We start from the raw sequence: 13,818 nt of genomic DNA, 5'->3' as shown, positions 1-13,818 counted from the left end.
GCGAGCCACTCCACCAACGAGCAAGGCCCGCCACCGTGAACCTCCCGGCGACGGGCCCTTGACTCAGCGACGCGCTGACGCGCACCGCGACTCCGGGCTCACACCGGCGAGCGCGTGCGGCTCCGGTCCTGCGCGATGCGCTCCGCCCGCTCGGCGTCCAGCGAGCGCTCCGCCGTGCGCGCCGAAATCTCCGCGGCCGGCGCGAACACGGAGCGGTACACCGCCGCCGCGAGCCCACCGCCCAACAGCGGCGCGATGATGAACATCCACAGCTGGCTGAGCGCCTGCCCGCCCGCGAACACCGCGGGCCCCAGGCTGCGCGCGGGGTTCACGGAGGTGTTCGTCACGGGGATTCCCACCAGGTGGATGAGCGTCAGCACCAGGCCAATCGCCAGCCCCGCGAAGCCCACCGGCGCCCGCGCGTCCGTCGCCCCCAGCACCGTCAGCACCAGCAGGAACGTCAGCGCCACCTCCGCCAGGAACGCCGCCCCCGCGCCATACCCTTCCGGGGACGCGATGCCGTACCCGTTGGAGCCCAGCCCCGCCACCGACGCCTGGTAGCCCCCGGGCACGCCCTTGGCGATGAGCAGCACCACGCCCGCCGCCAGCACCGCGCCCAGGCACTGCGCCACCACATAGCCCAGGATGTGCTTGGTCTCGAACTTGCCCGCCAGCGTCAGCCCCACCGTCACCGCCGGATTCACGTGGCAGCCGGAGATGGGGCCAATCGCATACACCATGGCCAGCAAGGACAGCCCGAAGGCGAACGACACGCCCAGGAAACCGATGCGGTCCCCCGCCAGCACGGCCGCTCCCACGCCGCCGAGCACCAGGACGAACGTCCCGATGAACTCGGCCAGGTACTTCCGCATCCCCTCATTCACCCCGGCTGACACCGCAGCCGGGGTCCTTCTGTCCGTCGGCGAACGCATGCGAATCCTCTCTCGCCGCGCTCCTGCCGGACACGGACACTCGCGCCCGGCGCCTCGCGGCGCCAGCAGTCCCAACCGGGACGCTGTGCACGCACGCTCCGGTGACAAAGCGCCACCCCGCTCCATGCTCGGAGACCAGTTGTCACGCGGAGCGCCCGAGGCGCCGCCACCCTCGAGCCGGCGGGAGGACGGGCCTCCTCCCACACGACCGGGTCCCGCCTGGGCCTACTTGCCCTTCATCACGCCGATGAACGGCACGTTGCGCAGCTTCTCCGCGAAGTCCAGGCCGTAGCCGACGACGAAGAGGTCGTCGATAACGAAGCCCTTGTAGTCGATGTCGATCTTCGTGCGCGCCCGCGACGGCTTCTCCAGCAGCGAGCACAGCTTCAGCGACGCCGGGTGCCGCGCGCGGAGGTTCTCCAACAGGAAGCTCATGGTGAGCCCCGTGTCGATGATGTCCTCGATGATGAGCAGGTGCTTGCCCGCCATCGGCTTGCTGACGTCGGTGGTGATGCGCACCTCGCCCGTCGTCTCCGTTCCGCCCTGGTAGCTGGACACGCCCAGGAACTCCAGCGTGAGCGGGAGATCCACCGCGCGCGCCAGGTCCATGGCGAAGAACGTGGAGCCCTTCAACACACAGACGAGGGTGAGCTCCTTGCCCGCGTAGTCCCGGGTGATTTCGGCACCCAGTTCCTTCACGCGCGCCTGCAGCTTGTCCTCGGGAATCAGGACGCCGACTTCCTGCTCGTAGAACGCCAAGGTCTCCTCCGCGCTACACGTAGGCGTTGTTCATGATCTCCCCGAAGCCGCCGCCTCCGGGGACGATGTACTGCCTGTCATCCAGGCCCCGCTCCTTCTCCCAGAGCGCGCCCGGCGCCGTGCCGAACACCTCCGGCGGGGACAGCCCCCGGTCCAGCCGGAGCGCGTAGATGATGACGTCCGGGTGGTCCGTCGTCATGCGCCTGAGGTACTCCGGCGTGACGATGAGGTTCAGGGTGATGATGCGCCGGGGTGTGCCGGGCACCTTGTCTTTGTAAAGCGTGATGGCCGTGGACAGGCTGCCGCCCGTGGCGCCCATCGGGTCCGGGAAGAGCACGAACGCGTCATCCACGTCCCCGCCAATCTTCGCGCCGCCGATCTGCGAGCCCACCACGGCCTCGGCCGCGTCGATCATCCGGCTCATGATGATGTGGTCCTGACGCACCACCGACGGGTCCACCGTCGCGTTGAGCAGGTCGTACGTCACCTGCGACGGCAGCGTGCCCGCCCGCGCGATGTTCACCGTCACCACCCGCACTTGGGGGTCGATGACCTCACCCTGGTAGAGCCCCTGCGGCGTGGAGTCGATCATCCGGGTGGGCAGGCTCACCATCTTCCGGGGGAACTCCGCGTTCACCACCGTCTTCACCAGGTCGATGTAGAGCGTCTCCACCAGCCGGTTGATCTGCGGCTGGATGACGCCCTTGGCGCACAGGGTGGCCAGTTGGGAGAGCAGGAACGGATTGCCCACCAGGTGGACGTTGGGTCCATAGTGGTGGGTCATCTCGTTCAGCTTGAAGGGCACGTTCGCGTACAGGGTGTCGCGCATCCGGTCGGTTCCTCTCGCGCCCGCGCCCCTCCGGGCGCCCACGCTGCTGTCAGTCGAACAACTCCAGCGTCTGCGGCGGCGTGCCCTCGGAGGGCTCCGGCACGTGACACTTGCGGCAGCGCGGCTCGTACGCGCCCGCGGCGCCCACCACCACCCGCTCACCACTGGACACGATGCGTTGGGAGCGATTGGCCGGATTCCCACACACCACGCAGATGGCCAGCTCCTTCGTCACGTACTCCGCGACGGCCATCAACTGCGGCATCGGTTCGAACGGGCGCCCCTGGTAGTCCTGGTCCAGCCCCGCGCAGATGACCCGCAGGCCCTTGTTGGCGAGCGCCTCCACCACCGCGACCACTTCGGTGCCGAAGAACTGCACCTCGTCGATGCCCACCACCTGCGTGTCGGGCGCCAACCGGTAAAAAATCTCTTCAGCCCGCTCCACCGGCGTGGACGTCACCCGGAGCTTGGAGTGGCTGACGACCGACGTCTCGTCGTACCGGTTGTCGATGCGGGGCTTGAACACCTGCACCTTCTGCTTGCCGTACACGGCACGCTGGACGCGGCGGATCAACTCCTCCGTCTTACCGGAGAACATCGAACCGCAGATGACCTCTATCCACCCGATATCTTTGGGGAATTGGTGCAAGTTAGCTCGCCTGGCCTGGGGGCGGAGGGGCGCGGATAGTCTGTCACCCCCCCGCTGGAGTCAACCGCCATCCGCGTGCCGTGACACGGCCCGCCACGTCCTCCCCGCCCGTCCGCCCGCCTGCCCCTCCACGCCGCCTTCGAGCGCTGGCAAGCCGCTTGAAAGGGAGTGGTCCGGACGCAGGCGTGGGCGGGGAGGTGGGGCGTGGCGACGACGACGGTGGAGCAGGTTCAGGGCGCAATCCAGGGTGGTCGGGCTTCCTTCTATGCGTCACCGGCGTCGGTGGCGCTGCTGATGCTCAACCTGATGGACGGGCTGTTCACGCTGCTGTTCCTGCAACTGGGCGTGGCGGAGGAGCTCAACCCGCTCATGCGCCTGGCCTACGAGCAGTCACCGATGTTCTTCATGTTCTCCAAGCTGCTCATCGTGAACGCGGGCCTGTGGCTCTTGTGCCTGCACCGCCGGCTGAGGGCCAGCCGCGTCGCCATCCGGGCGGGCGCCGTCGTGTACGGCATCATCGTGGTCTACCATCTGGCTTTTCTGACCCACCTGGTCCTGCACTGGCCGGGAGCCCTCGGGTAGTCCCGCTCGCGCCTGTCGGACTGTGAGCGAGTGGAACAATCGCAACACGAAGCCATCACCATACACTTGCATTTTGCACCCGGGATGTCCCAGGCTTCCCGCCAGCTCCGACCTTTCGGGTTCGGGGGGGGACCATGAACATCACCGACGTCCGGGTGTTTCCGGTCGAAGAGGACAAGCTCAAGGCGTACGTCACCATCACCCTGGATCACTGCTTCGTCATTCGCGACTTGAAGGTCATCCACGGCTCCTCGGGGCTGTTCATCGCGATGCCGGCGAAGAAGCGGAAAGATGGGACGTACAAGGATATAGCCCACCCGCTCAACGCGGATACGCGCAGTCAGATGGAGCGCGTCATCCTCATGGAGTACGAGCGGCACCTCCATCAGGCGCAAGCCGGGATGCTCGGTCCGATGCCAGCGGATCTCGACTAACGGCCTTCACATCGGCGCGTGTCCAGGTTAGTCAGCGGCTCCATCATGCAGCCGCGCGACTTCAAGATCTTCGCCGGGAGCTCGAATCCCGGCCTGGCTCACCGAATCTGCGAGTACCTCAAGCGTCCGCTCGGCAAGGCCGAGGTGGGTCGCTTCTCCGACGGTGAGATCCACGTCGAGATTGGAGAGAACGTCCGCGGTCACGACGTCTTCATCTTCCAGTCCACGTGCCCGCCGGCCAACGACCACCTGATGGAGATGCTCATCATGTGCGACGCCCTGAAGCGGGCGAGCGCGGGCTCCATCACGGCGGTGATTCCGTACTACGGGTACGCACGCCAGGACCGCAAGGTGGCGCCGCGCACGCCGATCACCGCCAAGCTCATCGCGGACCTGCTGGAGGTCGCGGGCGCCGAGCGCGTGGTGTCCATGGACATGCACGCCGGGCAGATCCAGGGCTTCTTCAACATCCCCTCGGACCACCTGTACGGCTCGCCGGTGTTCCTGGAGGACCTGCGCAAGCGCTTCCCGGAGTCGCAGGAGCTCGTCATCGTGTCGCCGGACGCCGGCGGCGTCGAGCGCGCGCGCGCCTACTCCAAGCGGCTGAACACGGGCCTGGCCATCATCGACAAGCGCCGCCCGCGCCCCAACGCCTCCGAGGTGATGAACCTCATCGGCGACGTCACGGGCAAGGACGCGGTGCTGGTGGACGACATGGTGGACACCGCCGGCACGCTCACCCAGGCGGCCGCGGCGCTCAAGGCCAAGGGCGCCCGCCGCGTGGTCGCCTACGCGGTGCACCCCATCCTCTCCGGCCCCGCCATCCAGCGCATCCAGGACTCGGTGCTGGAGGAGGTGGTGTTCACGGACACGGTGCCGCTGTCGCCCGCGGCCCTGGCCTGCTCGAAGATCCGCGTGCTCACCACCGAGCGCCTCTTCGGGGAAGCCATCGCCCGCATCCACCGGGCCGACTCGCTCAGCTCGCTGTTCGTCTGAGGAGACCGTCGCCCGGCCGTCGGGCGACTTGACTCCATGTCGGGGGGCTGGCATGTCCGGCCTCCTCCAACGGCCTCTTTCCATGGGCGCCGTCTTCGGGGCCCGCCAATGGGGCGGGATGCCGAGGGCGCCGGGGGTTGTTGGCAACCGTCGTTGCATCCCCCAATAAAGGTATTTCCATGTCCACCGACAAGAGCACCCTCGAGGCGAAGGCGCGTGAAGGTTCCGGCAAGGGCTTTGCCCGCCGTCTGCGCGGCCAGGGTCTGGTCCCCGCCGTGGTGTACGGCAAGCACCTGGAGAAGCCGGTGCACATCGCCGTGGACCCCAAGAGCGTGAAGGCGGCCATCAACACGCCGCACAAGTTCAACACGCTCATCCAGCTGAAGCTGGCCGGTGGCGACCAGCAGGTCCTCCTGAAGGACTACCAGATGGACCCCGTCACGCGTGAGATCCTGCACGTGGACTTCATCGGCGTGCGTGAGAACGAGCAGGTGAAGGTGAACGTGCCGCTCGTGCTGACGGGCAAGGCGCAGGGCGTGGCGGACGGTGGTCTGCTCACCCAGGCCCGCCGCGAGCTCGAGGTGTGGGCGCTGCCGAACGCCATCCCGGAGCGCATCGAGGTGGACGTGACGGCGATGAAGATCGCCGAGGCGCTGCACGTCAACGACGTGAAGCTGCCCACGGGCGTCTCCATCAAGACGAACGTCAACTACACCCTGGCCGTGCTGAGCGCGCCCGAGTCTGCCGAGGCGGCTCCGGCGGCGGCGGCGGCTCCCGCGGCGGCTCCGGCGGCGGCGAAGGCCGGCGACAAGGCGGCCCCCGCGGCGGCGGCCAAGGCTCCCGCGAAGAAGTAGTCCTCTTCCGGTGTACCCTGGACACGGGGCCGGCCTCGTCGGAGGCGGGCCCCGTTTCTTTTTGGAGTTCCCATGAAGCTCATCTGCGGGCTGGGCAACCCGGGGCGCGAGTACGAGCGGCACCGGCACAACATCGGGTTCATGGTGGTGGAGGCGATGCTGTCGCGCGCCCGCGCCGAGCTGAACCAGGAGAAGTTCGCCGCCAGGGTGGGCCAGGGGACGCTCGCGGGCGAGCGCGTGCTCTTCGTGGAGCCCCAGACGTTCATGAACCTGTCGGGCCGCTCGGTGGCCGAGGCGGCGCGGTTCTACAAAGTCCCGCCCGAGGACGTGCTCGTCATCCACGACGAGCTGGACCTGCCCATGGGGCGGCTGCAGCTCAAGGCGGGCGGCGGCTCGGGGGGCCACAACGGGCTCAAGAGCATCGTCTCGAGCCTGGGCTCGGAGGCCTTCATCCGGCTGCGCTTCGGCATCGACAAGCCGGAGGGCCCCAACGCCCGCGAGCGGGTGGCCGGCTACGTCCTGTCCAATTTCGACGACGGGGAGCGCCGCCAGCTGGAGGACCTCATCCCCCGGGCGCTGGACATGACGGAGTGCTGGGTGCGGGAGGGGCTGTCGGTGGCCATGAACCGGTTCAACCGGAAGGCCTGATCCACCCGGGAAGCGGCCGGGCTGGCTTTCCGGGTGCTTGACTTGCCCTGGGACGCCTCCTAGAAGGCCCGTTCACTCGCTGGAGGCTGCTCTGGCGGGATGTTCTTTTCCAGCTTCCCGTGTTCTGCACGGGACGTAGCGCGAAGGTGACGGGCGCGCGGTTTCCCGTCCCCGGTGGTGGCCCTCCAGGCCGCTCGCCGTTTCCCCGCTCCTCGGATGGTCCGAGGGGCACTCGACCCCAAGGGGAGAGAAAACATGGCAGAGACGCAGGCCGCCAAGCGGCTTCGTGAGTACGAGACCATCTTCCTGGTCAAGCCGGACCTGACGGACGACAACGTGGACAAGCTCAAGGAGCGCGTCCGTGGCATCGTCGACCGCGAGGGTGGCAAGGTCCTCCGCTTCACGGTGTGGGGCAAGAAGAAGACCCTGTTCCCCGTGGCCAAGCAGCCCCGCGCCATCTACGTGCACGCCAGCTACCTGGGCGGCTCGAAGCTGGTGGCGGAGATCGAGCGCAACCTGAAGAACCTGGATGAGGTCACCCGCTACATCTCCGTGAAGAAGGCGGATGAGGTGGACCCCGACACGCGCCCGGTCCTCGAGGACCTGAAGCTGGCTGGCGACGTGGAGGAGACGCGTCCTGGGGCTCCCGCCGACCGCGAGGGTGGTTTCCGCGGCGATGGCGGCGAGGAGGCCGTTGGCGAGTCGGAGGAGGAGTCGTCCGAGGAGGCCTGAGCGCCACCCGGGACATTCTCTAGGGCCCTATCCAGGAAACGAGAAATTTCATGAGCAACGGTACGGACAGCAAGACGGGCGCGTCGTCGGGCGGCCGCAGTGGCGGCTTCGGCGGCGGTGGGCCGCGGGGTGACCGTGGTGGCGACCGCGGGGACCGTGGTGGCGACCGCGGTGATCGCGGCGGCGGCATGGGTGGTGACGACGAGAAGCGCGGCGGTGGCCGTGGCTTCGGTCGCAAGAAGGTCTGCCGCTTCTGCGCGGAGAAGGACGCTTCGGTGGACTTCAAGGACCAGGCGACGCTGAAGTACTTCGTCACCGAGCGCGGCAAGATCATCCCCCGCCGCATCTCCGGCAACTGCGCGAAGCACCAGCGCGAGGTGGCGACGGCCATCAAGCGCGCCCGTGGCATCGCGCTGCTCCCCTACAACGCGGTGGTCGGCTGAGCGCCGGTCCGCACAGGAGACTGAACATGAAGGTCATTCTGCGTGAGGACATCGAGAACCTCGGCAAGTCCGGGGAGCTCGTCACCGTGAAGGACGGCTTCGGCCGCAACTACCTCCTGCCGCGCAAGAAGGCGGTTCTGGCCAGCGAGCAGAACCTCCGTCAGCTCGAGCACGAGAAGGCGGTCATCACCGCCCGCAACGCCAAGCTGAAGGGCGCCGCGGAGGAGCAGGCGAAGAAGGTCGGCTCCATCAAGGTCACCATCAAGCGCAAGGTGGGCGAGCAGGACAAGCTGTTCGGCTCCGTCACGGCGCTGGACATCGCGGAGGCCGTCGCAGCCCAGGGCCAGACGGTGGACCGCCGCGCCATCCACCTGCCCGAGCCCATCAAGACGCTCGGCAACTACGAGGTGGAGCTGCGCCTGCACCGCGAGGTGACGGCGAAGATCAAGGTCGAGGTCGCCGCCGAGTAACGGCGCGTCGCCTTCACCCTCGTCGCATCGAAGAGGCCGTCCGGGGCAACCCGGGCGGCCTTTTCATTTCCGGCCCCCTGCCCTGTCCGGCTGGCGCCGTCGCCGGTCCGTCCCACGACAGACGCGTGGAGGGGCCAGCGCGGGGTGCGTATCCCGGTGGGGACAGGAGGCTCGCCCATGAGCACGCCCGCACCGACGACGTCTTCCGAAGCCCATCACCCGGACCTGGACTGGCTGCGCGTCGTGGCCATCCTCGTGCTGCACCTGTTCCACACGGGAATGATGTTCAACAGGTGGGACTGGCACGTGAAGTCGCCCGTCGCGCTGCCGGTGTTGGAGCCGACGATGGAGGTGCTCCACCTGGTGCGCATGCCGCTGTTGATGGTCATCTCGGGCATCGGCACGGCGCTGGCGCTGCGGCGTCGCTCGACGGGGGCCTTCGCGGCGGACCGGGTGCGTCGGCTGCTGGTGCCGGTGCTCTTCGGGATGCTCGTCGTCGTCCCGCCGCAGATCTACGTGGAGCGCGTGCTCCAGGGGCATTTCCAGGGGAGCTACGCGGACTTCTACCCCTCCGTGTTCCAGCTCGTGCCCTACCCTCGAGGCGGCAGCCTGAGCTGGCATCACCTGTGGTTCGTCGTCTACCTCTTCGTCTACTGCATGCTGGCGCTGCCGCTGTTCGCGTGGCTGGGCAGCACGCGCGCCCGCGCGTGGGTGGAGCGGCTGGAGGCGTGGCTGTGCCGGGGCCTGAACGTGCTGTGGCTGGTGGTGCCACTGGCGCTCAACGACGTGCTGCTGCACGGGCATCCGGTGACGCACGGCCTGTTCGATGACCCATTGACCTTCGGCCACTACGGACTGTTGTTCCTGGTGGGCCACCTGATGGGGCGGACGCCGCGCCTGTGGGACGCGCTGGTGGAGCGCAGGTGGGCGCTGCTGGGGCTGTCGGCCGTGCTCTTCGCGGTGATGGTGCCTCCGAACGAGTACCCGCGCGTTCCGGAGACGCTGGGCCGGGTGGCCTCGCAGTGGCTGTTCATCCTCACGGCGCTGGGCTGGGCGCGGCGCTCCATCACCACCTCGCGCCCGTGGCTGCGGCACGCGCAGGAACTCTCCTACCCGTTCTACATCGTCCACCAGACGGTCATCATCGTGGTGGGCTTCGCGCTCTTGAGGTTGCCGGTGGGGCCGTGGGCGTTGTTCGGCTGCGTCCTCGTGGTGTCCTTCCTGCTCTCCTGGGGCTTGAGCGAGGGAGTCGCTCGCCTGCCCTGGCTGAGGCCGCTCTTCGGGCTGAAGGCCCGTGCGTCACTCCGGGTGCACGCACCGGGTGCGGCGGCTCCGGGGCATACTGCGTGACGAGGACCTCATGGACGCCCCCACCCTCGTGAAGCCCGCCTGGCGCTGGCCACACCTCCGTGTCCGTCCGGTGCTCGTGACGCTGGGCCTCAGCCTGCTCATCGGCCTGTCGTATGGCACCGCGGTGCGGCTGGACCAGTTGGCCAACGGGCTCACCTCCCTGCCCGCGTCACGGGCCTACTTGTGGGAGATCACCGGAGCGCTCTCCGGGTGGCTCGCGGCGCCCGTCATCCTGTTCGCGGCGCTCAATGCGCCGTCGCCCCGCGCATCGGGCTGGGTCCGCTTCGTGGGGCTGCACACGGTGTGCTTCGCGCTCTACACGACGGCGCACATCCTCTTCATGATGGGCTCGCGCCATCCGCTCTACGTGTTGCTCGGCTGGGGGCGGTACGACTACGGACCGCTGGGCTTCCGGCTGCCGATGGAGATGGTGAAGGACGTGCTCGTCTACGGACTGACGGCGGCCTTCGTCATCCTGCTGGCCTCGTGGCGTGAGCGACAGGCTCGGGCCCTGCGCGCGGCGGAGCTGGAAGGCGAGCTGCGTTCCGCCCAGCTCCAGTCCCTCACCGGCCAGCTCCATCCGCACTTCCTCTTCAACTCGCTGCACACCATCAGCTCCGTCATGTACGAGGACTTGGCGCGCACGGACCGGCTGCTGAGTGATTTGGGGCAGCTGCTGCGCGCGAGCCTGGAGCGGGCCGAGCCCACGTGGACGCTGGCGGAGGAGCGGGCCCATGCGCAGCGCTTCATCGCGCTGCTGTCCGCGCGCTTCGGGGACCGCTTGAGGGTGAGCTGGAGCGTGGCGCCGGCCCTCGATTCGGCGCGGGTGCCCTGCTTCGCCCTGCAGACGCTGGTGGAGAACGCGGTGAAGCACAACCAGGACCGCCGCGAGCCGCTGGAGGTGCGAATCCGCGCTCGCGAGAGCGGTGGTGACTTGCGCCTGGAGGTGGAGGACACCGGGCGAGGCTTCGGCGAGAGCTCACCGGCCTCGGGGCCGGGCGTGGGGCTCTCCCACCTGGAGCAGGCGCTGGCGCTGCTGCACGGTGGACGGGCCCGACTGGAGCGGGGACGCGGGCCCGAGGGCGGCGCGAGCGTGGCGCTCACGCTGCCCCGGAGCGGCATGCCATGAGGACCCGCATGGGTGGTCGACGAGGCGCAGGTTCCCGCGAGGCGAGGGAGTCGTCTCGCGGCGTGCCGACGGATGCCGCGAGCCGCGCCCGGACGAAGGGACGGAGCCTCACGCCATGACGACCTTCCGACTGCTCGTGGTGGATGACGAGGCGCCCGCCCGCGCGAAGGTGAAGCGCCTGCTCGAGCACGAGACGCGCTTCACGCTGGTGGGCGAGGCGGAGGATGGAACGCAGGCGCTGGAGCGCATCGAGGCGCTCCGGCCGGACCTCGTCGTGCTCGACGTGCAGATGCCGGGGCTGACGGGCTTCGAGGTGCTCGATGCACTCGGCGCCGAGCCGGGCCCCGCCGTCATCTTCTCCACGGCCTATGACCACTTCGCGCTCCGGGCCTTCGAGGCCCACGCGGTGGACTACCTGCTCAAGCCCTACGACGGCGAGCGCTTCACCCGCGCCCTGGACAAGGCCCACGCCCAGCTCCTCGGCGGTGGGGGCGAAGCCGAGCGACTCCAGGCGCTGCTGCGCGAGGTGGCCACCGCGGCCCCCCGACGCGCGCTGGAGCGGCTGGTGGTGAAGTCCGGCGAGGCCTGGGTGCCGCTGCGCCTGGAGGAGGTGTGGCGCCTGTCCTCCGAGGACAAGTACGTGCGCGTCCACACGGCCGGCGGCGAGCACCTGGTCCGCCAGAGCCTCCGCGCCCTGGAGGAGCGCCTGGACCCGGAGCGCTTCGTGCGCATCCACCGGGGCGACATCATCAACCTGGAGGCCGTGGCCCGGCTGGAGCCCTGGACGCACGGCGACGGCATCCTCGTGCTGAAGAACGGCACGACGGTGGTCCTCAGCCGCACGTGGCGTGAAGCCTTCCTGCGGCGCTGGGGCTTGGAGGGGTGACCTGGTGGGGTGGAGGACGCCTTGTGCCCACCCGTTGCTACAGGTCTGTGGCGGAAAAATAGGGGGATGTCAGAGCCGCCTGTAGAGTGGGCGGGCAGCCATGGACAACTCCCTCGACGTCAGAGATGGGCGAAAGGTCCACGAGGACCTCGCCGCCGAGCGCGCGGTCCTAGGGTCCGTGCTCGCCGACAACTCACTCATCGCCGCGGTGGGCGAAGTCGTCCACGCGGACGACTTCTCCAGCCCGGCGCACGCCCAGATCTTCGCGGCGATGATCCGCCTGGACGGCCAGAGCAAGCAGGTCGACCACCTGACGCTGGCGGAGGAGCTGAAGGTCCTCGGGCAGCTCGTCGCCGTGGGGGGGCCCGCGTACCTGATGCGGCTGGACCAGGTCGTCCCCCTGGCCTCCAACGCCGTCCAGTACGCGAACATCGTCAAGGACCAGGCGCTGCGGCGCCGGCTCGCGAACGTGGGCCGGGAGATTCAAGAGCTCGCCAGCCAGGAGACGGGCGAGCTGGAGGTGCTGCTCGACGAGGCCGAGCGCAAGGTGTTCCTCCTCGCGGAGAAGAAGCGCGAAGGAGATCTGCGTCCGGTCAGCGAGCTGATGGAGCAGACGCTCGACCTGCTCGACAAGATGAAGTCGGCGGCGACGGGCATCACCGGCCTGTCGACCGGCTACATCGACCTGGACAACCAGCTCACGGGCCTGCACGCCGGCGAGCTCATCATCCTCGCGGCCCGTCCGGGTGTCGGCAAGACGTCGTTCGCCATGAACATGGCGGTGCACGCGGCGCTCAAGGACAACAAGGCCGTCGGCATCTTCAGTCTGGAAATGCCCGCCGACCAGTTGCTCATGCGTCTGCTCGCGTCCACCGCGCGGGTGGACATGAAGAAGCTGCGTGGCGGCCGGCTCTCTCCGCATGACGAGGAGAAGTTCCAGGAGATGGCAGGCGCGCTCTACAACGCGCCCATCTACATCGACGACTCCGGCGGTCTGTCGCCGTTCGACTTGCGCGCGAAGGCGCGGCGCGTGAAGCAGAAGGACCCGCGCCTGTCGCTCCTCATCATCGACTACCTCCAGCTCATGCATCAGAAGGGCAAGGTGGAGAGCCGTCAGTTGGAGGTCGCCGAAATCTCCCGTGCCCTCAAGCAGCTGGCCAAGGAGCTGGAGGTGCCCATCATCGCCCTCAGTCAGCTCAGCCGTAAGGTCGAGGAGCGCAAGGGCGGCAAGCCCATGCTGTCGGACCTGCGTGAGTCCGGCTCCATCGAGCAGGACGCCGACGTGGTGATGTTCATCCACCGTGAAGAGGTGGAGGAAGGCGGCGAGGCTCCGCCCCCGTCCACGGGCGCCACCACCGTCATCCCCGTCGAGCTCATCATCGCCAAGCAGCGCAACGGCCCCATCGGCGAAATCCCGCTGGTGTTCCTCGCCGAGTACACCCGCTTCGAGAGCCGCAGCCGCGGCGAGTAGGTCCACGCCCGGACCTCGGGCGGAGCCGCACTCACGACGGCGCATGGCGCCGCGGGGCTCGGCGCCGCTGCGCGAGTCGCGCAGCCAGTGAGTGCGTGATGACGCCCTGGGCCGCGCACCGCAGCCAGCGCGGTCCGAGGAGCGACCCTACGCACGGTCCGGCTTCACCTCGACGCTGCCGCACGTGCCTCGACGCCGGCAGGGCGCTGCCGCAGCCAGCGCGGCCCCGAGGAGTTGGCCTGCTCGCGGTCCGGCTTCACCTCGACGCTGCCGCACGCGCCTCGATGCCGGCAGTGCGCTGCCGCAGCCAGCGCGGCCCCGAGGAGTGGGCCTGCTCGCGGTCCGGCTTCACCGCGACGCTACCGCACGCGCCTCGGCGCCGGCAGTGCGCTGCCGCAGCCAGCGCGGCCCCGAAGAGCGAACCTACGCGCAGTCTGGCTTCACCTCGACGCCGCCGCACGCGCCTCGACGCCGGCAGGGCGCTGCCGCAGCCAGCGCGGCCCCGAGGCGTGCGCCTGCTCGCGGTCCGGCTTCACCTCGACGCCGCCGCACGCGCCTCGACGTCGGCAGTGCGCTGCCGCAGCCAGCGCGGCCCCGAGGAATGCACTTGCTCGCGGTCCGGCTTCACCTCGACGCTGCCAGTGCTCTGCCACA

Annotated in this window: 16 protein-coding genes; 12 read left to right on the top strand and 4 right to left on the bottom strand. The window is 68.9% G+C overall.

Annotation, left to right across the window (positions count from 1 at the left end):
* Positions 1–98 precede the first annotated feature (98 nt).
* From aqpZ to K8640_RS02220, 4 genes are all read right to left on the bottom strand, one after another.
* Positions 99–932 carry an aquaporin Z gene (aqpZ, locus tag K8640_RS02235; protein ID WP_370640301.1) on the bottom strand — a complete coding sequence of 278 codons (834 nt, stop codon included), beginning with the start codon at positions 930–932 and terminating at the stop codon, positions 99–101.
* A 225-nt stretch (positions 933–1,157) separates the two neighbouring features.
* A complete protein-coding gene (hpt, locus tag K8640_RS02230) occupies positions 1,158–1,691 on the bottom strand; it encodes a hypoxanthine phosphoribosyltransferase (RefSeq protein WP_223745560.1) in 534 nt (177 codons plus the stop codon).
* Between the two features lie 13 nt (positions 1,692–1,704).
* The gene (locus tag K8640_RS02225; protein ID WP_223745559.1) at positions 1,705–2,520 is read right to left on the bottom strand and encodes a uracil phosphoribosyltransferase; all 816 of its coding nucleotides are present in this window, start codon (positions 2,518–2,520) and stop codon (positions 1,705–1,707) included.
* A 49-nt stretch (positions 2,521–2,569) separates the two neighbouring features.
* Positions 2,570–3,169: a thymidine kinase gene (locus K8640_RS02220; RefSeq protein WP_046715130.1), complete on the bottom strand. Its 600-nt coding sequence runs from the start codon at positions 3,167–3,169 to the stop codon at positions 2,570–2,572.
* Positions 3,170–3,373: 204 nt separating this feature from the next.
* Here K8640_RS02220 and K8640_RS02215 point away from each other — a divergent pair, with 204 nt between their 5' ends.
* The 12 genes from K8640_RS02215 to dnaB all read left to right on the top strand — a co-directional run bounded on the left by K8640_RS02215 (position 3,374) and on the right by dnaB (position 13,164).
* On the top strand, positions 3,374–3,751 hold the full coding sequence (locus tag K8640_RS02215; protein ID WP_174816712.1) for a DUF5658 family protein: 378 nt from the start codon (positions 3,374–3,376) through the stop codon (positions 3,749–3,751).
* A gap of 134 nt (positions 3,752–3,885) precedes the next feature.
* Positions 3,886–4,185, top strand: a complete 300-nt coding sequence (gene spoVG / locus K8640_RS02210) for a septation regulator SpoVG (protein WP_046715132.1) — start codon at positions 3,886–3,888, stop codon at positions 4,183–4,185.
* Between the two features lie 45 nt (positions 4,186–4,230).
* Positions 4,231–5,181 (top strand): ribose-phosphate pyrophosphokinase, encoded by a 951-nt coding sequence (locus K8640_RS02205; RefSeq protein ID WP_046715133.1) that lies wholly within the window; start codon positions 4,231–4,233, stop codon positions 5,179–5,181.
* Positions 5,182–5,360: 179 nt separating this feature from the next.
* Complete coding sequence (locus tag K8640_RS02200; RefSeq protein ID WP_223745558.1) at positions 5,361–6,035, top strand: 50S ribosomal protein L25/general stress protein Ctc; 675 nt, start codon at positions 5,361–5,363, stop codon at positions 6,033–6,035.
* Positions 6,036–6,107: 72 nt separating this feature from the next.
* Positions 6,108–6,683 (top strand): aminoacyl-tRNA hydrolase, encoded by a 576-nt coding sequence (pth, locus tag K8640_RS02195; RefSeq protein WP_223745557.1) that lies wholly within the window; start codon positions 6,108–6,110, stop codon positions 6,681–6,683.
* A 255-nt stretch (positions 6,684–6,938) separates the two neighbouring features.
* Positions 6,939–7,415: a 30S ribosomal protein S6 gene (rpsF, locus tag K8640_RS02190; protein ID WP_046715136.1), complete on the top strand. Its 477-nt coding sequence runs from the start codon at positions 6,939–6,941 to the stop codon at positions 7,413–7,415.
* 50 nt (positions 7,416–7,465) lie between these two features.
* Positions 7,466–7,858, top strand: coding sequence for a 30S ribosomal protein S18 (gene rpsR / locus K8640_RS02185; RefSeq protein ID WP_046715137.1), 393 nt, complete (start codon positions 7,466–7,468; stop codon positions 7,856–7,858).
* Positions 7,859–7,884: 26 nt separating this feature from the next.
* On the top strand, positions 7,885–8,328 hold the full coding sequence (gene rplI, locus K8640_RS02180) for a 50S ribosomal protein L9 (protein ID WP_046715138.1): 444 nt from the start codon (positions 7,885–7,887) through the stop codon (positions 8,326–8,328).
* Between the two features lie 177 nt (positions 8,329–8,505).
* Positions 8,506–9,678, top strand: coding sequence for an acyltransferase (locus K8640_RS02175; RefSeq protein ID WP_223745556.1), 1,173 nt, complete (start codon positions 8,506–8,508; stop codon positions 9,676–9,678).
* 10 nt (positions 9,679–9,688) lie between these two features.
* Positions 9,689–10,807 carry a sensor histidine kinase gene (locus K8640_RS02170; protein WP_223745555.1) on the top strand — a complete coding sequence of 373 codons (1,119 nt, stop codon included), beginning with the start codon at positions 9,689–9,691 and terminating at the stop codon, positions 10,805–10,807.
* A gap of 115 nt (positions 10,808–10,922) precedes the next feature.
* Positions 10,923–11,693: a LytTR family DNA-binding domain-containing protein gene (locus K8640_RS02165; RefSeq protein WP_223745554.1), complete on the top strand. Its 771-nt coding sequence runs from the start codon at positions 10,923–10,925 to the stop codon at positions 11,691–11,693.
* Positions 11,694–11,793: 100 nt separating this feature from the next.
* Positions 11,794–13,164, top strand: coding sequence for a replicative DNA helicase (dnaB, locus tag K8640_RS02160; protein WP_223745553.1), 1,371 nt, complete (start codon positions 11,794–11,796; stop codon positions 13,162–13,164).
* Positions 13,165–13,818 lie beyond the last annotated feature (654 nt).

The sequence above is a fragment of the Myxococcus sp. XM-1-1-1 genome, assembly GCF_020037095.1.
In the GTDB taxonomy this organism is placed as follows: Bacteria; Myxococcota; Myxococcia; order Myxococcales; family Myxococcaceae; genus Myxococcus; species Myxococcus fulvus.
This window is presented reverse-complemented; position numbering and strand designations above follow the sequence as displayed.

Excerpts from the sequence above, each read along its gene's own strand:
- rplI (WP_046715138.1), top strand. The coding sequence starts at position 7,885 with ATGAAGGTCATTCTGCGTGAGGACATCGAGAACCTCGGCAAGTCCGGG.
- rpsR (WP_046715137.1), top strand. The coding sequence starts at position 7,466 with ATGAGCAACGGTACGGACAGCAAGACGGGCGCGTCGTCGGGCGGCCGC.
- pth (WP_223745557.1), top strand. The coding sequence starts at position 6,108 with ATGAAGCTCATCTGCGGGCTGGGCAACCCGGGGCGCGAGTACGAGCGG.
- K8640_RS02225 (WP_223745559.1), bottom strand. The coding sequence starts at position 2,520 with ATGCGCGACACCCTGTACGCGAACGTGCCCTTCAAGCTGAACGAGATG.
- K8640_RS02175 (WP_223745556.1), top strand. The coding sequence starts at position 8,506 with ATGAGCACGCCCGCACCGACGACGTCTTCCGAAGCCCATCACCCGGAC.
- aqpZ (WP_370640301.1), bottom strand. The coding sequence starts at position 932 with ATGCGTTCGCCGACGGACAGAAGGACCCCGGCTGCGGTGTCAGCCGGG.
- K8640_RS02170 (WP_223745555.1), top strand. The coding sequence starts at position 9,689 with ATGGACGCCCCCACCCTCGTGAAGCCCGCCTGGCGCTGGCCACACCTC.
- K8640_RS02200 (WP_223745558.1), top strand. The coding sequence starts at position 5,361 with ATGTCCACCGACAAGAGCACCCTCGAGGCGAAGGCGCGTGAAGGTTCC.
- rpsF (WP_046715136.1), top strand. The coding sequence starts at position 6,939 with ATGGCAGAGACGCAGGCCGCCAAGCGGCTTCGTGAGTACGAGACCATC.
- dnaB (WP_223745553.1), top strand. The coding sequence starts at position 11,794 with ATGGACAACTCCCTCGACGTCAGAGATGGGCGAAAGGTCCACGAGGAC.
- K8640_RS02165 (WP_223745554.1), top strand. The coding sequence starts at position 10,923 with ATGACGACCTTCCGACTGCTCGTGGTGGATGACGAGGCGCCCGCCCGC.
- K8640_RS02205 (WP_046715133.1), top strand. The coding sequence starts at position 4,231 with ATGCAGCCGCGCGACTTCAAGATCTTCGCCGGGAGCTCGAATCCCGGC.
- spoVG (WP_046715132.1), top strand. The coding sequence starts at position 3,886 with ATGAACATCACCGACGTCCGGGTGTTTCCGGTCGAAGAGGACAAGCTC.